15 protein-coding genes are annotated in these 16,653 nt (G+C 48.9%); 3 read left to right on the top strand and 12 right to left on the bottom strand.

The features are described 5' to 3' along the window. Window positions 1-17: 17 nt before the first annotated feature. The 3 genes from dld to GA565_RS12470 all read right to left on the bottom strand — a co-directional run bounded on the left by dld (window position 18) and on the right by GA565_RS12470 (window position 3,991). Complete coding sequence (gene dld / locus GA565_RS12480; RefSeq protein ID WP_152198711.1) at window positions 18-1,712, bottom strand: D-lactate dehydrogenase; 1,695 nt, start codon at window positions 1,710-1,712, stop codon at window positions 18-20. Window positions 1,713-1,731: 19 nt separating this feature from the next. Next, on the bottom strand, window positions 1,732-2,541 hold the full coding sequence (locus tag GA565_RS12475) for a Cof-type HAD-IIB family hydrolase (RefSeq protein ID WP_152198710.1): 810 nt from the start codon (window positions 2,539-2,541) through the stop codon (window positions 1,732-1,734). 115 nt (window positions 2,542-2,656) lie between these two features. Continuing rightward, window positions 2,657-3,991 carry a hypothetical protein gene (locus GA565_RS12470; RefSeq protein ID WP_152198709.1) on the bottom strand — a complete coding sequence of 445 codons (1,335 nt, stop codon included), beginning with the start codon at window positions 3,989-3,991 and terminating at the stop codon, window positions 2,657-2,659. Window positions 3,992-4,460: 469 nt separating this feature from the next. Between GA565_RS12470 and fucP the strand changes: the two genes are divergently transcribed. Both fucP and GA565_RS12460 read left to right on the top strand, forming a co-directional pair. Next, complete coding sequence (gene fucP, locus GA565_RS12465; RefSeq protein WP_152198708.1) at window positions 4,461-5,708, top strand: L-fucose:H+ symporter permease; 1,248 nt, start codon at window positions 4,461-4,463, stop codon at window positions 5,706-5,708. Window positions 5,709-5,862: 154 nt separating this feature from the next. Further along, window positions 5,863-6,642 (top strand): L-threonylcarbamoyladenylate synthase, encoded by a 780-nt coding sequence (locus tag GA565_RS12460; protein ID WP_152198707.1) that lies wholly within the window; start codon window positions 5,863-5,865, stop codon window positions 6,640-6,642. A gap of 69 nt (window positions 6,643-6,711) precedes the next feature. Here GA565_RS12460 and GA565_RS12455 read toward each other — a convergent pair whose 3' ends face one another. Both GA565_RS12455 and GA565_RS12450 read right to left on the bottom strand, forming a co-directional pair. Further along, window positions 6,712-7,617: a LysR family transcriptional regulator gene (locus GA565_RS12455; protein WP_152198706.1), complete on the bottom strand. Its 906-nt coding sequence runs from the start codon at window positions 7,615-7,617 to the stop codon at window positions 6,712-6,714. Beyond that, on the bottom strand, window positions 7,610-8,227 hold the full coding sequence (locus GA565_RS12450) for a TetR/AcrR family transcriptional regulator (protein WP_152198705.1): 618 nt from the start codon (window positions 8,225-8,227) through the stop codon (window positions 7,610-7,612). The genes GA565_RS12455 and GA565_RS12450 overlap by 8 nt, the downstream gene beginning before the upstream one ends. 116 nt (window positions 8,228-8,343) lie before the next feature. Here GA565_RS12450 and GA565_RS12445 point away from each other — a divergent pair, with 116 nt between their 5' ends. Beyond that, entirely contained in the window at window positions 8,344-9,567 is a 1,224-nt protein-coding gene (locus GA565_RS12445) for an MFS transporter (protein WP_226950960.1), read from the top strand. Between the two features lie 62 nt (window positions 9,568-9,629). Here the strand turns inward: GA565_RS12445 and msrA are convergent, their stop codons facing one another. The 7 genes from msrA to GA565_RS12410 form a co-directional block, all read right to left on the bottom strand. Then, a complete protein-coding gene (msrA, locus tag GA565_RS12440; RefSeq protein WP_152198704.1) occupies window positions 9,630-10,361 on the bottom strand; it encodes a peptide-methionine (S)-S-oxide reductase MsrA in 732 nt (243 codons plus the stop codon). A 218-nt stretch (window positions 10,362-10,579) separates the two neighbouring features. After that, the gene (locus GA565_RS12435; protein ID WP_152198703.1) at window positions 10,580-11,167 is read right to left on the bottom strand and encodes a flavin reductase family protein; all 588 of its coding nucleotides are present in this window, start codon (window positions 11,165-11,167) and stop codon (window positions 10,580-10,582) included. A 33-nt stretch (window positions 11,168-11,200) separates the two neighbouring features. After that, complete coding sequence (locus GA565_RS12430) at window positions 11,201-12,466, bottom strand: chloride channel protein (protein ID WP_152198702.1); 1,266 nt, start codon at window positions 12,464-12,466, stop codon at window positions 11,201-11,203. A gap of 191 nt (window positions 12,467-12,657) precedes the next feature. After that, entirely contained in the window at window positions 12,658-12,891 is a 234-nt protein-coding gene (gene pptA, locus GA565_RS12425; RefSeq protein WP_152198701.1) for a tautomerase PptA, read from the bottom strand. A 97-nt stretch (window positions 12,892-12,988) separates the two neighbouring features. Continuing rightward, a complete protein-coding gene (locus GA565_RS12420) occupies window positions 12,989-14,386 on the bottom strand; it encodes a cytochrome c (RefSeq protein ID WP_152198700.1) in 1,398 nt (465 codons plus the stop codon). A 13-nt stretch (window positions 14,387-14,399) separates the two neighbouring features. Continuing rightward, window positions 14,400-15,989, bottom strand: a complete 1,590-nt coding sequence (locus GA565_RS12415) for a GMC family oxidoreductase (protein ID WP_152198699.1) — start codon at window positions 15,987-15,989, stop codon at window positions 14,400-14,402. Between the two features lie 27 nt (window positions 15,990-16,016). Next, complete coding sequence (locus GA565_RS12410) at window positions 16,017-16,538, bottom strand: sugar dehydrogenase complex small subunit (protein WP_152198698.1); 522 nt, start codon at window positions 16,536-16,538, stop codon at window positions 16,017-16,019. Window positions 16,539-16,653 lie beyond the last annotated feature (115 nt).

Raw genomic sequence — 16,653 nt, 5'->3', positions numbered from 1 at the left:
CACCGCAGCATTAAAGGTTAAAGCCAGAACTTATTTTTGCTGGTTTTGCCAATGCCCGGATTACAGCTGTTGGTAGGATCAAGCAGTCGCATGTGCTGTTCATATTCATCGGACGCATGATACTGGTGACCCACGTTGTGTTCTGCAGGATATCTGGCCCCGCGCTGGTCGAGATACTCCAGCACTTCGTGTTTGAACACCTGCGGATCAACACCGGCTTTAAGAATATAATCCTGATGATTAACAAAGCAGAAAAAGTGGCCACAGCACGAGTCTTCAAGCACCTGAGCCTGCAGATGCGGCGGTAAGACAATGCGCCACTGGTCGTCGTTGCGGCGCAAGGCTACGTCAAAGGCCATCAGTCGCTGATTAGTATCAATGCCCATATAGTCGCAGTAAGAAACCGTGCATCCACCTACGCCAAAGCGCACCAGAAACGCATCTTTTTCTTCACGTTCGTCACAAGCAAAAAATTGCCCCTGTCGAGCGGTGAAAAACAGGGTTAACAAACGTTGAAGCTCAGGAGCATGTCGTGCTTCGGTTTTGATCATCAGGTGATGCTCAAACTGGTCACGGTAATCTAAAATTCGCTTCGCCACTCTTTTTGGCGTCAGGTTATTCACGCTTTGCAATACCTTGTCGACCAAGTTCAGCGGCAGAAAACCGGCTTTTTTCACCCGTACATCCCACTTAGCCTTTTTCGCCATTAATGAAGGCAGCGCTTCCGGCCCTAATCTGTCAATCGCCCAATAAACGTGCTTGGAATAACGCACCGTCATATCAAAAGCATGGCGATGAATATATTCAGCCTGCTGCGGCAGCTCTTTGAGGTTTTGCAGAAGATAGCGGCGCAGCTCAACCAGCTCTCTCTCGTCATTGGTGCCGATATAGTAGGTCTGGGTGGTATCACCCAGCTCAAACGTCGACAGGCGCACCGCAAAAACCGCCACTTTACCGGCACTGCCCGCGCTGTCGTGCAGATACTGCGCATTGCCGTTGAATCGCGACGGGCTGCTGGCCTCAACGTCACGAATAACCGAGGCGTAATCGTCAGCCCAAATTTTACCTTCCCAATCCGCTTCTGTACCTGTGGTGTAGTCCTGACTTTCAAGGCGAGTAATTATTTCCTCAGGGGTAGTGCCCAGAAATACGCCTAGGTGATTGACCAGCGATAGCACACCGTCGTTGTCTATTTGAGCGAATAGGGACTTTTCGGTAAACGCCGGTCCACGACGAATAAGCGAGCCTCCGGAGTTATTACAAACTCCGCCGATCACCGACGCACCAATGCAGGAGGATCCAATCACAGAATGGGGTTCTTTTTGATGCGGGTGCAGTGCTTTTTCGAGTTCAGTTAACGTACTGCCGGGGAAAGCAATAATCTGTTGCGCGTTATCAATAACCTGAACACCTTTAATACGCCGAGTGCTGACAATCACTACCTCGCGGTCGTAGTCGTTACCGTCGGGCGTTGACCCTCCGGTTACGCCGGTATTTGATGCCTGCATTAAAATGATTTTATCGCAGGCCACACATGCCTTCAGCACCTGCCACAGCTGTAATAGCGTCTCAGGAATGGCAACCGCCAGCGCCTGCCCTTGGCCGACGCGAAATCCCTTGGTGTAATAGGCTTTATCATTTTCACGGGTAAGAAGTTGCTCTGCATTTAAAACTTGCTGCAACTGAGCAATTATCGTGCTGCTGTTCTCCATTTTTACTTTTCCCTTGCCGTTAAAATGGTGCTGCGCCAGTGAGAACACGGTCGATGACCCGCAGCGCACCCTGATCGTTGTTGTCGGTGGTTGAATAGCTCGCCACCTCAACAACCGCGGGGCTGGCGTTAGCCATCGCAAAACCGAAACCAGCATGGCGCAGCATCTCGATGTCATTATCGCTGTCACCGATGGCAACGACCTCTTGGTCTTTTATATTCCAGCGCGCCTGTAACAGGCTCAGGCCGTGGGCTTTATGAAGACCGGGAACGATCAGGTCAATAAAACCAAATCCACTGTTTACCGGCTGAGCGATATCACCCACTTCAAGCGCCAACCGTTGCAGCAAATCAGGAACGGCTTCTTGCTGAACCCCAAGCGAAAACTTGAAAATAATGTCATCAAGCGCATAAAAGTCTTCAACTTTTTTGAGGCGTCGATAGTGGTTCGACATTTTATCGATCACCACTTCAGGCATTGAAACGTGCGCGTAGGCGCTATTTTTGCCGCAGACCACCTTCTGGATATCAGGCACGTCTGCCAGCACATCGAGAATGCGTGCTATCTGTACTTGAGCAAATTCACCGCAGTGAATCTCTTCACCAGCGTCTACGACGTAGGCACCATTTTCGGCGACAAAAGCGATTTCATGCTGAATTTCGGGGAAGTAATGCACCAACTGGTAGAATTGATTCCCGCTTGCGACCACAAAGCGAATGCCTCGCGCTTTAAGACTGGAATATTGTTCAAGAAAACGAACTTTATCGTAGGATTTCTCATCATTGAGAAAGGTACCGTCCATATCAACCGCAATCAGTTTTATTGACATACATATTCCATTATCAGCACAAAGGGAAAATCATCAGCTTCAGTTATCTAACAGTAACCGTATAGTTTTAAATCTTATCAAAATCGCTGAGGATCATCTAACCGAAAGACGGCTTTTATTGACTTGCACGCTGACTTTTTTGCAGCGTGTGTATGCCCTCTATAATCATCAAAAGGCTAACAAAAATCAGCAAATCGAAGCTGAAATTCATGGCAAACAGGTGACGCGACATATCACGATACCCCTCACCAAAAAATGTCACATAAAACTGCGAGCTGGAAAAACCACCCAAGATGAAAAGCAGCTTGGCGTTGGGTACGCGATACAAAAAAATTGAAGTAAGAGTGATCAGAAAACTGATTAAAAAACGCCAAGGTTTGAAAATATCGTCCTTGAGCTGTGTTACATAGGTAATCAATGCATCTTGACTTACTATATATTTATTCACATAACGCATACTAAAATAGTCTTCAGTCATTTGATGCTGAATACCCTTATCAAAGGACAAGCTGGCCAGTAACAGTGGATTTTCCAAGAAAAAATAAAGTGGCTTATAAAAAGTAACCTCTGCATGATGACGCTCATAGCAATTATTATGCGGGGGGGCGGGGATAGCGCCTAGTTTCAAATCCCATTTTGACTGCCATATATCAATACCTACACAACTAGGATCGGCATCCTTATCCAAGGGGATGTTATTGTTCTGTTGAAAGAGGTAGCTACCAAAATAGTTGGCGTGATATTTATTTAAATTTGCACTCCCGCTGATTGAAAGCATCGAAACCACACTCATCACCAAGCACAGTGTCAGTACCAGAGCCTGTTTTTTATTAAACGGTCTGTCAAATATCAGAAGTGATAAAAAAACGATAATTGGGAAATAAAAAAATTGTGATTTAGAAGAACTAATAATAAGAACACATACGAAAATAGAGAGTGTCGAATATCTCACCGGTTTGACTAGGACATAACAAAGGATCGGCAGTATAACAACGACAACCATGTCAGTATAAAAAGAGGCCAGAAAAGCAAGTATCGATGATGAACAAAGTGGGACGATCAGCAAAATGAACAAAAAATAATGATATGGCTTCTTGTAATTTAAAAAAACCTTGCTTAATAAGAACAGTTCAACCAAATAGAGTAGCTTAAGGATTGAGGCCATAATCATTAAATCGAACCAAGAAGTCAGCAGTGATAATACGCTGGCGTAGCTATATAAAATTACATTGTAGGGATTAAACCAATAAGCCTGCCATTGAGGTGTGAAATGCGTTTTCATTTGCCAGGACAGGGGCATAGACGGGTCTTGAAAGGGGATCCTGTCTAGAAAAAAATTTATACTGCGTGAATAATCTTCATTATTGATAGTGAACGTGGCACCGGAAAGCATAAGAAGGACTAGCCATAACGTCAGTACAAACCACTGGTTTGAAGTAAGCTTGCGCATGATGTCCTTTAGGACTGATTGTACTACAGAATGGTAAGTGGCTAGATTATCCACCGAGGGAGTTGAGAAGTGTTGGCTAAATAATTGAATTAATAGACGTCAACTAAAATAGTTTAACAAATATACACCTCGCGCTTAATTAACCTACACTTTTTCATTATCCCTCTAAATTATGAGATCCAGATCACACTTAATCACACACCCAACTCAATCTTACCTCCCGCAAGCACGTTATTTCGCCTTATACAACCTGGGTTGAATCGTCTGATAAGGGAGAGGAAGCTTGTCTTCGTTAAAAGTTTATGTAATCTTTCGCACGCAAAAAATGTGCGTCAGATCACCTTTTATAACTACGCATTAATTTAACCAGGGTCAGATAACGATGCTCCTCGAGGTGTCGGGATTTTATCGTCAAGTCAGAGGCGCTATAAAGCGGATAATCTGGCAGTTGTAAGTCACAGGGATTTTTATGAACGACAATTCAAAAAGTTATAAAGGGCCTCTTGCCCTGCTAACGGCACTGTTCTTTATGTGGGGCTTAATCACCTCACTGAATGACATCTTGGTTCCTCACCTGAAGTCTTTGTTTGAGTTAAGCTACGTCCAGGCTTCATTGGTGCAGTTCAGCTTCTTCGTTGCTTACTTCGTGATGTCGTATCCTGCCGGTAAAGTTGTCAGTAAGTTTGGCTACAAGGCCGGTATTATTATGGGCCTTATCGTGGCCGCAGTTGGCTGCGTGCTATTTTATCCTTCGGCTTCGCTACGCTCTTATCCGCTGTTTTTATTGTCGCTGTTTATTCTCGCTTCGGGTCTGACCCTGCTGCAAGTGGCAGCTAATCCGTATGTTAATTCATTGGGTAGCGCTGAAACGGCGGCCAGTCGTCTCAATCTTACTCAGGCGTTTAACTCGCTGGGCACCACTATTGGGCCAGTGTTAGGCGGCATGTTTATTCTCTCCGCTGCAGTGCTTTCCGCCGATCAGATAGCGCATTTACCTGCCGGTGAGGTTCAGCACTACTATGCAAGCGAATCAGCCTCGGTACAAATGCCTTATCTGGTTCTGACTGCCCTTCTGGTGCTCATTGCCGTTGTGATAAAATTCAGTAAGTTGCCAGTCATAAATGATGAGAAAGAGCAGGATAATAACAAAGAACAAAGCCTGTGGAAGCAAAAGCACTTGGTGCTCGGGGTTATCGGTATTTTTGCCTACGTGGGTGCAGAAGTTTCTATCGGAAGTTATCTAATTAGTTTGCTGGAACGTCCCGACATTGCTTCACTTTCTGCGGTGGATGCCAGCCAAAAGTTGTCGCTTTATTGGGGCGGCGCAATGGTAGGACGATTTATCGGCAGTGTATTGATGACTCGTATCAAAGCCAACCGCCTGCTGGCATTCAATGCAACGATTGTGGTGCTGCTGATTGCCTCGGCGATATTCATGCGCGGCACTTTCAGCATGTGGGCCATTCTGTCTGTGGGTCTATTTAACTCAATCATGTTCCCAACCATTTTCTCACTGGCACTGAACCGTCTTGGCGGGTTGACTGGACGCGCTTCCGGCGTTCTGTGCATGGGTATTGTTGGTGGCGCGGTAATGCCAATCATTCAGGCAGCCGTCGCTGACCATGTATCACTGCTTGTGTCGTTTGTGGTGCCGTTGCTGTGCTACATATACATCGCATGGTACGGCTGTAAAGGCTATAAACCTGCACACCAGTAAGGCATATCGTTGTCTGCGTGCGCCAATTGTTGCATCACGGGAACAATGGCAAAAAATGTCTTCGTATACTCGCGGTTTTGAAAAAATAGGGTAGGATGAATTCACTGATTCGAGTGATCGAATACCCTCATTAACGCAATCGAAAGGTGTAAATATGTCTAACAAAAAAATTCAATGGAATGGTGCCTTGCAGCCTGAAGCGGTTGAAATCTTATCAAAAGACGGCGGCATGATTGTCTGCCCAACCAAAGTTGGCTACATCATCATGACCTCCGATGCGAAAGGTCTGGATCGTAAATTTGAAGCCAAAGAGCGTAACCGCAACAAGCCAGGCGTAGTACTGTGTGGCTCATTGGAGCAGTTAAAATCACTCGCTCAGCTGAATCCGGAAATTGAAGCGCTGTATCAGCAGCACTGGGACAAAGACATTCTGCTGGGTTGTATTCTGCCGTGGAAAGAAGACGCTAAAGCACGCATTCCTGATGATGGTTCAAAAACTATGATGATGGACAAACGCGACACCAGTTGCTTCGTGATCAAATTCGGCAAGCCGGGCGAGATTCTGGCCAAAGAACTGTGGGAAAATCATGGTAAATTCTCCTTCGCCAGCTCTGCCAACCCATCAGGCAAAGGTAACCGCGGTAAAGTGGAAGGCATCGGTGAGCGTATCGAATCACACGCTGACCTGATTATCGAAGCCAACGAATACGTGACCTCCATTCAGCCAAACGAGAGTGAAAAAACACGCTACGAGCAAGGTGTGATGGTTTCAATGGTTGACGAAAACGGGACATTGGTCCCTGAGCAAAACGGCCAGCGTAGTGTAACGCCTTGCCCTATCCTGATCCGCAAAGGTCTGGACGTTGATAAAATCATGTCAATTATGTCTGATATTTTCCTGACCTGGGACTACCGTCAAGGTAACTACTACTAAGTCCGAATGTATTCCAGCTTGAGGGCGCCTTTGAAGGCGCCCTTTTACATTTTATTCTTTAAAAACTTATTAAGAAGAATACGTTTTTTTCAACTTTCTCTCCAACTCATCGACAAACAGCCTCACACGTGCTGACAGCATATTCTCAGATTTGAATAATACCCACGAATGATAAGTGTCCATCTTCCAGTCAGGTAACAAACGCACAAGTTTACCCTCGCGAACTGAATCCTGCGCGATGTAGTCTGGCAGATAGGCAATGCCACCCCCGGCAATTGCTGAACTCATTAATGCCACACTGTTATTCATGCGAAAACGGCTGAGCACGTCGATGTCGAGCTTCTGTTTGTCTTTGTAAAATGGCAGAGAGAGGGTGTGCGCAGGGCCGCGGAAAAGAATGTAGTCATAGCGAGGAAGATCTTCAGGACGGTTAATTTCAGCCAGTCTAGCCACGTATTTTGGCGCCGCATAAAGCCCCCAAGTGATTGGGATCAGCGGTTTTACCTGAGCCGCTTCAGGCCTGTCGCGGGTGATGACGATGGCCAAATCATACAGTTCATCGGCCATGTTGACCGGCCTGTCGGTTAAGTCTAGATCAACATTGACGTGAATATTATTGTTAATGAAGTTATTAAGTACCGGCACTACGCACTGGCAGCCAAAAGTGACTGGAGCAATCAGTCGCAGATTGCCCATCGGTTCTTCATGAAAATGGCGAATAAAATGCTCTGCGCCTTTAATTTCATTGAGAATACGATTGCAGTACTGGTAGTAACTCATTCCCACGTCGGTGACGGCAATTTTACGCGTAGTGCGGTGCAACAGCTGCGCGCCAAGTCGAACTTCAAGACTGGCTATTTCGCGGCTAACCGAGGACTTGGAAAGCCGCAGCGATTTTGCAGCTTCGGTGAAACTCAACGTTTCAACTACACGGGCAAACACCACCATGGCAGTAAGATTTTCGATATTATCCATAAGTCTGCTTGTTCACATCCCACAGTTTCATGACTTGCGTGATACCGGCTTCAATGGCGTCAAGAGTGACACCGTCACGCACCAATGTCGATATTCCCAGTAAAAAACTGTCAAAAAGTGCAGTAAGGCCTGCAACATCCGTAGAAGAGCTTAGTTCACCGTCATCCATTGCGCGTTCTATACAGGCTTTAAGGCCCTGCCGAGTGCGATTGCGAGAATCTTCAAGCGGTTTCATTACTTGCTGATTTGCCTGGGAACAGGCTGACATTACCCCGAGTGCCACCATGCAACCCTTAGGATGCGTCTGCTCGCACTGCATTCGCGCTGAAAGGCGCATAGCACGTTCAATAGCCTCACGTGGTGACAACGATTCATCCCACAGCGGCTCGGTGACGCGGCCATGGGAATTCATGTAGCAGCTCACAGTTTCTCTGAACAGCGCCTCTTTTGAGCCGAAAGCTGCATAGAAGCTCGGTGCAGTAATACCTTGCCCGATAGCGGCCTTAAGCTGTGCCAGCGAAGTTGACTCGTAGCCATTTTGCCAGAAAAGGTGCATCGCCTGCTGCACGGCAAGGTTGCGGTCAAACTGCCTTGGGCGTCCGGTTCTCATTTTTCATACTCTCGCGGCAAATTATGACTTATATACTAAGTGATATATAAATCATTGACAAGACCGCCATCTCATGACAAAACTTATGTACTGATCGATATATATGTGAGAAACAAATGACGCGTATTACTCAATTTTCTTCTTCGCACCCTGCTCCCGCGCAAACTTTACCGATAATGCCGCTACTGGCTTTTGCAATGACCGGTTTTATCTGCATTATGACCGAAACCATTCCTGCTGGTTTGCTACCGCAGATTGGCGCAGGTCTAAACGTCTCTATTTCATATGCAGGGCAGCTTATTTCTGCCTACGCGGCAGGATCGCTTATTGCTGCCATTCCTCTCACGGTGCTCACCCGGCGCTGGCCGCGTCGGCATGTTATCTTGCTGACTGTATTAGGTTTTTTGATATTTAATACCCTAACTGCGCTTTCCGATAACTATTTTCTTACGCTGTTTGTACGCTTTATGGCCGGCGCGTCTGCCGGGCTAGCCTGGAGTTTGCTGGCCGGTTATGCGAGGCGCTTGGTCGTGCCCGCGCTTCAGGGTCGTGCGATGGCCATTGCGATGGTGGGCACCCCCATCGCGCTGTCGCTTGGGGTTCCGCTAGGAACATGGATGGGTAATTTACTGGGATGGCGTCTCACTTTTGCGGTGATGTCAGCGCTTTCTTTGCTGTTAATGGGCTGGATTTTGCTGTCAGTGCCAAATTTCCCCGGACAACCTGAAAAATCATCGTTGTCCGTCAGGAAAGTGCTATTAATGCCCGGCGTGCGCTCGGTATTAGCCGTAGTGATGGTTTGGATGCTGGCTCATAACATTCTCTACACCTATATATCTCCGTTTGTGGCGCTGGCCGGACTCACTGCCCGTGTTGATCTGGTGCTACTTACCTTTGGCCTTGCCGCGCTAATCGGCATTTTCGTAACTGGACGCTTAGTCGAACGCTTTCTACGACGTACTGTTCTGTTGAGTTTGGGCGTGTTTGCCTTAACGGCGCTGGCATTTGTCATCGCCTCGGCTTCTCCGGTGGTTATTTTTTGCGGCGTGGCGGTATGGGGAGTCACTTTTGGCGGTGCGGCTACCTTGTTGCAAACCGCCCTTGCCGATGCTGCCGGAGATGGCGCTGACATTGCCCTTTCCTTAAACGTCGTGATATGGAACTCAGCAATTGCTCTTGGCGGCCTGGTCGGTGGCCTAATTTTGAGTCAGTCAGGCGCACAATACTTCTCATGGGTGGTATTGATGCTTGCCCTGCTAGGCTACCTGATTGCTTCGCGGGCCAGTAAAAACGGCTTTCCTAAAGGTCATCGACAACACGGCTCAGCCACCGTGCAATAACCTGACGGCAAATAAAGTACAACATTGCCTCCCTGTGTATCAGCACAGGAAGGCAACAAGCACTAACCAGATACTGGTGTTAGTACGGGGTCGATGAGATATCTTGTCGGGAATAGCTGTTTTAAATCAGTAATTTTAGGCATATCGTTGATAGCGATATAAGGCGCATCAGGATTCTCTACCAGGTAATTCTGATGATATCCTTCGGCCGGATAAAAATGATTGTGACTTTCAATCTTGGTGACCAGCGGCTTGCCGAAAACGTTGCTGGCATCGAGCTGGACAATATAGGCCTGCGCTACATCTTTTTGTGCGTCACTAAGAGGAAACAGTGCGGAACGATACTGTGTACCACTGTCTGGTCCCTGGCGGTTAAGCTCGGTAGGATTATGCGCCACGGAGAAAAACACCTGCAGCAGGGAGCCATAGCTTACCTGCGTAGGGTCAAAGGTGACCTGCACGGACTCGGCATGGCCAGTATCGCCAGTGCTCACGGTTTCATAATTTGCCGTATCGGCCGCTCCGCCGGTATAACCTGCAACGACCTTAGTCACGCCTTTTACATGTTGGAATACCCCCGCGACGCCCCAGAAACATCCCCCGGCAAATAGCGCAGTTTCTGAGTGTGACGTGGCGACGGCTTCATCTTTTAATGGAGCAGGAATAACCACCGCAGGCTCGGCCCCACCGAATGACCAGGCAATACTGCACCACAACAATGCGGTAATGCCCATTAATACGCCCCATGGGCCGGCTCGACGCAGGGATAAAAAACCAGGCTTGGCTGTTTTCATGATGTTCCTCACAGATGAGTAACCAGAGACGCAACCACTAGGATTGCTAAGAAAATCTTAGGTCTGTAACGCCAAAATGACAGCTCAAGCAGGTTGTTGGGATGACCGCATGATGACAAAATTGTCATCATGTTCGGGTCCAGTCATCTTTTAACACCTTGCGCCTTATTACCCTTCACCCTTCGGGTAGGCTTTCCCTTTGTATCTACTGAAATTATTCAACTCTTTTGGCTTGCACCGACAATAATTTCTTCACCAATAGCATAAAAATGCCCACCCGCGACATAGTGTAAACTGCGCAGCGACGGACTTGCTTGTTCGAACTGCCAATGTCCATCTTTAAACACCCGCTCATCGGCCCAGGCACCGACTATTTCAGCGATAAACAGGTCATAGGTTTGTTGATTATGCAGCTCTGGGATCAGTTTGCAGGCGAGCCATGCCGAACAGCCCGCCACAAAAGGCAGGTTGAAACCCTCGATATCGAACAACTCGACGCCGGCATTAGCCAGTTTATCGGGCTGTTGGTGCATTGTTACCGTGCCTAACTCAAGGGTCAGTTTTGCCTGTGTTGCCGTCGGGATCTGGATAACAAAAATGCCACTCTTCTCTACCAGTTCACGCGTTTTGGCTATTTTGTCTATGACCACAGTCAGCTTGGGCGGCGAAAAATCTAATCCGCAGACCCAGGCTGCCGCCATGACGTCATCAACGCCGTCATGACGCGCTGACACCAGAATCGTAGGCCCGTGATTAACCAGACGATACGACTTATCTAATGGCACTGGGCGAATGTTGTTATCCATGACGTTCCCTTTGATAAAAATTAATTACGTGAATCAAGGTACAAAGCGTTTGTTAATCAATGCACTCGTAGCAATAGATCCGGTTACGGCAAATAAAATTGGGATCAGAAAATCGTGATTAACACGGGTAAACTCCACGATTAACACCACGGCGGTGATCGGCATTTTCATTGAGGTGGCAAGAAAGGCCGCCGCGCCAACAATAGCAAAAGCACCGAGCGAGGTGCCCGGCCAGAAATGATCCCAAACTACGCCAAAGATGCAGGCCAGCAGTGCGCCGTTGGAAAGTCCAGGGGTCAACAGTCCGCCCTCGGCGCCCGAACGCAGACTTCCCCAAATGATAAGCATCTTGAGCAGCAACAGTCCGGCGGCTAAAGCCAGCGTTATCTCACTGTCGAAAGTGATTTGTGCTGGGCCTTTGCCGTTGCCCAGCAACTGCGGAAACCAGGCGGCAAGCAGCCCGATAATGGCAAAGTTCAGCAGGCAAAACACCGGCATTTGCCAGTTTCTTTTGGCATTTTTGCGCGCCTGAGTCATTACACGGGTAAAAAGGTTTGCGGCAATGCCAAACAGCGGCCCGCAAATAATCGACCAGATAACCAGCCCGGAGGTAATATTCAGCACTGGCAGGTGATATTGCGACTCGTTGCCCAGCCCTATCCACGCCACCAGCGCAGCGATAGACGAAGTACAGATTGCCGGAATTAACAGTTCCCAACTGAATGCACCGAGTAGAACTTCCAGCGTAAACACCGCGCCACCAAGCGGAACGTTATACACCGCCGCCAGCCCCGCTCCTGCACCACAGGCTACCATCACCCGTGTTTCAGAAGGCGTGAGGCGAAATCGCTGCGACAGCCAGCCTGCTCCAATCGCTCCCACTTCACGTGGCGCAACTTCACGCCCCAGTGGCGATCCCAGCGCGACAGTAACAATTTGCAGCAAAGCGTGAATAAGCGTTGAGAAGAACGGCATCGGTTTTTGTGGATTTTTAACCGCGTTGGCAATGCTAACCAACGGCTTGCCGAAGCGGTAAAGCAAATACCAACCAATACCGGCGATAAGCCCGCAGACGATTAACACCAGTAATCTGCGCGAGGCGTTGGCGGCGCTAACGCCTTCGAGGAAACTTTCATTACTGATGATAGCGTCTGGACTGTAGCCAAAGGCAAAATGCTGGATGGCGTGTAGCAGCAAGGCTAAAAGCATTCCGCCGATCCCCGCCGCAATTCCAGTTAATAGCGTTGCAAAAACCAGGCTGATTAATCCGCTACGGGGTTCAGTTTGCTGTTCACTCATGCTGCATTTCCTGTTTTTTATGCCCATTAGGGCTCTGATTTTAAATTAAGGAAATTATAAAGTTAAAGGTTTTAATAGAACATCAATGAGCAAGCGGACAGAGGGTGTAAAGTAAACGTTTCGTTAACATAATTTAAATAACAGCACTGGCCGTAGAGGTGTAGCGGCCAGTGCTAAAATAATGGCGAGACTTAGTCCAGTTTATAGCCTGGTTTTTTTACCAGCTCGTCAAGGTGGGGCTTGATGATGGGCTCATACACGGCGCTTTTCCAGTCATCAGCCGGAATTTCATTCAGTTTGATCGAGACCGAGTCATCAGAACTGCCAAAATGCTTCTTCAGTACCGCGATAATGTCGTCAGAAATAGCGTTTTGCTGGGTTTCTGTCAGATTACGGGTAATAAACTTCAAATCTACGTGTGGCATGGTTCTCTCCGCTAAAAAAGATTTACTTGAAAGTGCTTAAACATCCTACAGGGATAACCCCGTTGAAAACGATCACTATGTGCGAGCCAGTTGTCGCCTACGCTTTTTTACGCAAGCGCAGCAATGCAAACAGAATTAAAAGCACCGCTAATGCACCGGCGGCCATCAGCAAGTTAACATAACGTACGATAAAGGGCGTTTCGCCACCACTGCGCCACGTTTTGACCTGATCGACGGCAACCGGTTCTTTGATATTGCCGAACTGGCTGCGAACATAGCTGCTGACTGCCGCAATCTGGGCATCATTCATCTGCTGACCAAAAGCGGGCATGCTGACATCACTGTCACTGCCTTTGCGATGCAGGCCGTCTACCACCGTCATCACCAGATTCTGTGCCGTCGGACCAGAAACAGCGGTATTGCTGGTCAAAGAAGGATAAAAATTGTCTTTAGTCCCTTGGCCTTCTATACCGTGACAACTGGCGCATGCATCGTTGTAAAGCTCTGCACCGTGGGTGCTTGAGCTGTCTGCCAGCGAAGACTGGCTGCCCTGTCCGGAAACAATAAGATTGATATCTGTCGCCCCGGGTGCACTAGACGAGACCTGCGCAATCGGCGTTGAAATAGCTGGAACCTGCTTGATCCACATCGCCATTGCATTCAAATCAGCCTCGGTTAGGTAACGGAAGCTGTGCTCAACGGCTTCGCCCATCGGCCCCGCCGCTTGCGCTTTGCCCGCAAGATGACCGGTTTTCAGATAAGTGACAATGTCACTCTGACTCCAGCTACCAATCCCGCTTTTATCCGGCGTTATGTTCGGTGCATACCAACCGCCCAACGGACTGCCAGACAGATTTTTATCACTGTTTTCCGCCATCATCATATTGCGCGGCGTGTGACAGGTACTACAGTGTCCCAGCACGTCGACCAGATATTTACCGCGATTGAGTTCATCAGAGGCACCGGGCTGATTGACGAAGGGTTTATCACTTCGGTAAAGCAAGTTCCAGCCCCACATAATCTGGCGAACATTAAACGGGAAGCCCAACTGCGTTTTAGCTTCCGGTGCATGGTCCACAGGTGCTACGCCCTGCATAAAGTAGGTATAGAGCGCGTGAACGTCGTCATCCGTCATACCGTGATAGGCAGTATAAGGCATGGCCGGATAGAGATTACTGCCGTCGCTTGCTACACCTTTGCGTACCGCATCGGCAAACTGTTTTTCACTGTAATTGCCGATGCCAAACTGCTTGGACGGCGTGATATTACTCGCAATGATTCGCCCCATCGGAGAATCAATCGCATAGCCGCCAGCGTAAGGTTTTCCGTCTTCGAGGGTCTGTCGATGGCAGGCACCGCAGTCAGCGGCCACCGCAATATATTCACCGCGTTTGATTAATTGTGCAGTAGAGACATCAGCGGCCAGCGCCGAAGTGACGTTGAACAGTCCCGCGGTCACGACGGCCGCGGCTAAAAGCTTGAAACGAGTTTTCATGATAGTCCTCTGCTCAAATCTCTTTGTCGATGATTTCTGCCGCACGGATACTGAGTGCGACGCCCGTTAACGTTGGGTTAATCACCCCGGAAGCAGGGATAACGCCCGTGGTCGCGAGGAACAGATTGCTGTGATCCCAGGTGCGGCACTCATGATTGACCACTGAGTCTTTCTGGTTATCGCCCATGATCACTGTGCCCATCAGGTGATCACGGTTTTGCCAGCCGGTGTTGTCTTCAATCACTGTGCCGCCCATCAAAGTGACGAATTTTTTATAATCGGCGTCCACGACGTTTTTCGCCGCTTTTACATAGTCATCCACCTCGTAGTGCACGGTCAGCATCGGAATACCCAGGGCATCTTTACGCGTTGTGCTGGGCCTGACGGTGTTGGTAGCGTGCGGGAGAATTTCAAATACCGTAGAGATATCCACCCAGCGCGCGGCCTGATGGCGAATTTGCTTATCCAGCTCGCTGCCGGTTACGCCCTGCGCGATTAAACGCTGCGCAACGGACATATTGGGGACGTTGTTAGACATTGCATGCTTGATGGCGGCGTGTTGTTTGCGGAAATCGCCGTCGCGATAGTTGAAAATCCCCCCCTGCTGAACGGCACCGCGTCCCGGCCAGACGGGCTCATCGGCTAAAAACTGCAGCCCCATGCCGGTGTGGTCCATCAGGTTACGTCCCACTTGGTCGGAACTGTTGGCGACGTCGGAAATGAGCAGCAGTTTCGGCGTCTCCAGCCCGTGGGCGGCGACGATGAAATATTTGGCGGTCAGACGTTTGTCTTCACCCTTGGAGCTGCGGACGTGTACCGCAACAATTTTCCCGTCAGCCCCCTTTTCAAGTTTCCATGCCGTGGCATCTGTCAGAAGCTGCGCCCCCGCGTCTTCGGCATGTTGTGCATGTTTGTCGCCGCTGTACATCGATCCAATCGGGCACACGGGCATACAGTTGTTGTTGCCGCTGCATGCGGGGCGTCCATCGTAGGGCCGTGTGGCGCGACCGTTAGGTTCGTGAATAAAATGATAGCCCGCCGGGCTGAGGCGGTTTTTCACCCGCTGAAAAAGGTAAGTTTCTCCTTCTGGCTCCATCGGATAAGGCTTGGAGCGCGGCGGGAATGGCTGACCCGCCTGCCCGCTTTGGTCATCAGTATCACTGCCGCAAACGCCCAGCGCTTCTTCGGCTTTTTGGTAATAAGGCTCCAGCTGGTCATATTCCATCGGCCAGTCGCGACCTACGCCGTACAGCGTTTTAATCTTCATATCATTAGGAAGATAACGCCAGCAGGCTGCCGCCCAGTGCCAGGTTGTACCACCAACAAGTTTCAGCATGCCAGGCCGGAAATCAAATGAACCTGTGTTTTCGATATACTGCTCATCATAGGAGTGATGTGCCCAAGGTTCATTGGGATAAGGCGAATTATAATTGCCTTTTTTGGGGGAGTTGCGGAAGTTTTCGACGATTTTCCAGCGCGGGATTTTCTCACCGGCCTCCAAAATAATCACCGAGCGGCCCTTAAGGGCCAAGGTATACGCCGCATTGCTGCCCAGCGCGCCCGAACCGATCACAATGACATCGGCATCATATTGTTTAGTCATCTCTGGCTCACATAAATATCAAAAGAGTTAATCGTTTTTTATCGTTGCTGGAGGCTGCGTCCAGTAATTGGTATGGCCGCGCGAATAGGTTGGAATAACGGTGGCATCAATTGTCGGTGCATACATCAGCGCGTCGGTGTAGGTGACAAAACGGGTGTTATCGACCGCGCGCTGCGCCACCGGCGTACCGGTAAAGCCCAGATACCAGGCAGAAATGATTTTTTTAGCCGTGGCACCGGTTCCAGCCTCAGACATGATCGGGTGGCCGTTGAGTTGATCGGCATGCGTAATGCCTGCGTCGGCAAGCGCTTTCACCAATTGCTGCATGTGGGACGGGAAATGCGCATCTTCTTCGCTAAGGCAATGAAGCGCGCGCTGAGTAACCACCTGACTTAGCTGTGCACGGCCGGTGAGTAGGAGCGAAAGTGTGTAAAAAGCTGCAGTATCACTGCTTTGTGCAGGAGGTACTGCCCAGGAGAGGAGAGGATTGAGTGCTGCGAATCCTGATAAATAAGCGCCAGATTTTAGGAGTTGCCTTCTGGTTAACATCGAATAACCCTTAGTAGTAATAGGTGTTATTCATTTGATGTTAAATATTTATATTTGTAAATACTCAGCGCAAAGTGTTATTACTTTGTTACATAAGAATTGGGAGTGAAGTACA

This window comes from Rouxiella sp. S1S-2 (genome assembly GCF_009208105.1).
In the GTDB taxonomy this organism is placed as follows: Bacteria; Pseudomonadota; Gammaproteobacteria; order Enterobacterales; family Enterobacteriaceae; genus Rouxiella.
The sequence above is the reverse complement of the archived record's forward strand: the minus strand, read 5'-3'. Positions and strand labels throughout refer to the sequence as shown.

Excerpts from the sequence above, each read along its gene's own strand:
- dld (WP_152198711.1), bottom strand. The coding sequence starts at position 1,712 with ATGGAGAACAGCAGCACGATAATTGCTCAGTTGCAGCAAGTTTTAAAT.
- GA565_RS12475 (WP_152198710.1), bottom strand. The coding sequence starts at position 2,541 with ATGTCAATAAAACTGATTGCGGTTGATATGGACGGTACCTTTCTCAAT.
- GA565_RS12470 (WP_152198709.1), bottom strand. The coding sequence starts at position 3,991 with ATGCGCAAGCTTACTTCAAACCAGTGGTTTGTACTGACGTTATGGCTA.
- fucP (WP_152198708.1), top strand. The coding sequence starts at position 4,461 with ATGAACGACAATTCAAAAAGTTATAAAGGGCCTCTTGCCCTGCTAACG.
- GA565_RS12460 (WP_152198707.1), top strand. The coding sequence starts at position 5,863 with ATGTCTAACAAAAAAATTCAATGGAATGGTGCCTTGCAGCCTGAAGCG.
- GA565_RS12455 (WP_152198706.1), bottom strand. The coding sequence starts at position 7,617 with ATGGATAATATCGAAAATCTTACTGCCATGGTGGTGTTTGCCCGTGTA.
- GA565_RS12450 (WP_152198705.1), bottom strand. The coding sequence starts at position 8,227 with ATGAGAACCGGACGCCCAAGGCAGTTTGACCGCAACCTTGCCGTGCAG.
- GA565_RS12445 (WP_226950960.1), top strand. The coding sequence starts at position 8,344 with ATGACGCGTATTACTCAATTTTCTTCTTCGCACCCTGCTCCCGCGCAA.
- msrA (WP_152198704.1), bottom strand. The coding sequence starts at position 10,361 with ATGAAAACAGCCAAGCCTGGTTTTTTATCCCTGCGTCGAGCCGGCCCA.
- GA565_RS12435 (WP_152198703.1), bottom strand. The coding sequence starts at position 11,167 with ATGGATAACAACATTCGCCCAGTGCCATTAGATAAGTCGTATCGTCTG.
- GA565_RS12430 (WP_152198702.1), bottom strand. The coding sequence starts at position 12,466 with ATGAGTGAACAGCAAACTGAACCCCGTAGCGGATTAATCAGCCTGGTT.
- pptA (WP_152198701.1), bottom strand. The coding sequence starts at position 12,891 with ATGCCACACGTAGATTTGAAGTTTATTACCCGTAATCTGACAGAAACC.
- GA565_RS12420 (WP_152198700.1), bottom strand. The coding sequence starts at position 14,386 with ATGAAAACTCGTTTCAAGCTTTTAGCCGCGGCCGTCGTGACCGCGGGA.
- GA565_RS12415 (WP_152198699.1), bottom strand. The coding sequence starts at position 15,989 with ATGACTAAACAATATGATGCCGATGTCATTGTGATCGGTTCGGGCGCG.
- GA565_RS12410 (WP_152198698.1), bottom strand. The coding sequence starts at position 16,538 with ATGTTAACCAGAAGGCAACTCCTAAAATCTGGCGCTTATTTATCAGGA.